Below are 1,861 nucleotides of genomic sequence, written 5' to 3' on the forward strand. Positions count from 1 at the left end.
CAGCCATCCTTGAAAGAGTGCGTAATAGCTCACTGGTCAAGTGGTCCTGCGCCGACAATGTAGCGGGGCTTAAGCACACCGCCGAAGCTGTGTCACTCGTGCTATAGATCGGCTTGAGCCTTCGGGTTCTTGTCTAGTCGCACGGGTGGGTAGGGGAGCGTCCTGCATCCAGGGAAGCGGCGAGGTAACTCAGTCGTGGAGGGTGTGGGAGTGAGAATGCAGGCATGAGTAGCGAATGCAGAGTGAGAAACTCTGCCGCCGGATGACCAAGGGTTCCTGGGCCAGGTTATTCCGCCCAGGGTAAGTCGGGACCTAAGGCGAGGCCGACAGGCGTAGTCGATGGATAACGGGTTGATATTCCCGTACCCGAGCATGTGCGCCCATGGCGAGGCGGTTGATACTAACCACCCAAAGCATGTTCTTGAAGCCTTCGGGTGGATGGGGTGTGTGGAGCGTGGGATCTGATTCCGTAGTAGTCAAGCGATGGGGTGACGCAGGAAGGTAGCTCCGCCAGGTGATGGTTGTCCTGGTGTAAGCGTGTAGGACGAGTGGTAGGCAAATCCGCCGCTCATTGAGTCTGAGACGTGATGCGTAGCCGTTTGAGGTGAAGTAGGGTGATCCTATGCTGCCGAGAAAAGCCTCTAGTGAGTGCATGCACGGCCCGTACCCCAAACCGACACAGGTGGTCAGGTAGAGAATACTGAGGCGATCGGGTGAACTGTGGTTAAGGAACTCGGCAAAATGCCCCCGTAACTTCGGGAGAAGGGGGGCCAAACATCCTGAAGTCCTTTGCGGACTAGGGGTGGGTGGCCGCAGAGACCAGCGGAAAGCGACTGTTTACTAAAAACACAGGTCCATGCGAAGAAGTAATTCGATGTATATGGACTGACGCCTGCCCGGTGCTGGAACGTTAAGAGGACCGGTTAACTCCTTTCGGGGGGTGAAGCTGAGAATTTAAGCGCCAGTAAACGGCGGTGGTAACTATAACCATCCTAAGGTAGCGAAATTCCTTGTCGGGTAAGTTCCGACCTGCACGAATGGCGTAACGACTTTCCGGCTGTCTCAACCACAGGCCCGGCGAAATTGCACTACGAGTAAAGATGCTCGTTACGCGCGGCAGGACGGAAAGACCCCGGGACCTTTACTATAGTTTGGTATTGGTTTTCGGTTCGGCTTGTGTAGGATAGGTGGGAGACTGTGAAGCTGGCACGCTAGTGTTGGTGGAGTCGTTGTTGAAATACCACTCTGGTCGGATTGGGAATCTGAACCTACGCCCATGATCTGGGTGAGGGACAGTGCCTGATGGGTAGTTTAACTGGGGCGGTTGCCTCCTAAAGGGTAACGGAGGCGCCCAAAGGTTCCCTCAGCCTGGTTGGCAATCAGGTGTTGAGTGCAAGTGCACAAGGGAGCTTGACTGTGAGACAGACATGTCGAGCAGGGACGAAAGTCGGGACTAGTGATCCGGCACCTCCTGGTGGAAGGGGTGTCGCTCAACGGATAAAAGGTACCCCGGGGATAACAGGCTGATCTTGCCCAAGAGTCCATATCGACGGCATGGTTTGGCACCTCGATGTCGGCTCGTCGCATCCTGGGGCCGGAGTAGGTCCCAAGGGTTGGGCTGTTCGCCCATTAAAGCGGCACGCGAGCTGGGTTTAGAACGTCGTGAGACAGTTCGGTCCCTATCCGCCGCGCGCGTAGGATACTTGAGGAAGGCTGTCCCTAGTACGAGAGGACCGGGACGGACGAACCTCTGGTGTGCCAGTTGTTCCGCCAGGGGCATGGCTGGTTGGCCACGTTCGGAAGGGATAACCGCTGAAGGCATCTAAGCGGGAAGCCTGTTCCAAGATGAGGTATCCCACCC

At 56.4% G+C, this 1,861-nt stretch carries 1 rRNA gene; it reads left to right on the top strand.

What is annotated here, in order from left to right:
* A 23S ribosomal RNA gene (locus tag ACFWY9_RS44895) occupies nt 1-1,861 on the top strand; the annotation flags it as partial.

Source organism: Amycolatopsis sp. NPDC059027 (assembly GCF_042739735.1).
In the GTDB taxonomy this organism is placed as follows: Bacteria; Actinomycetota; Actinomycetes; order Mycobacteriales; family Pseudonocardiaceae; genus Amycolatopsis.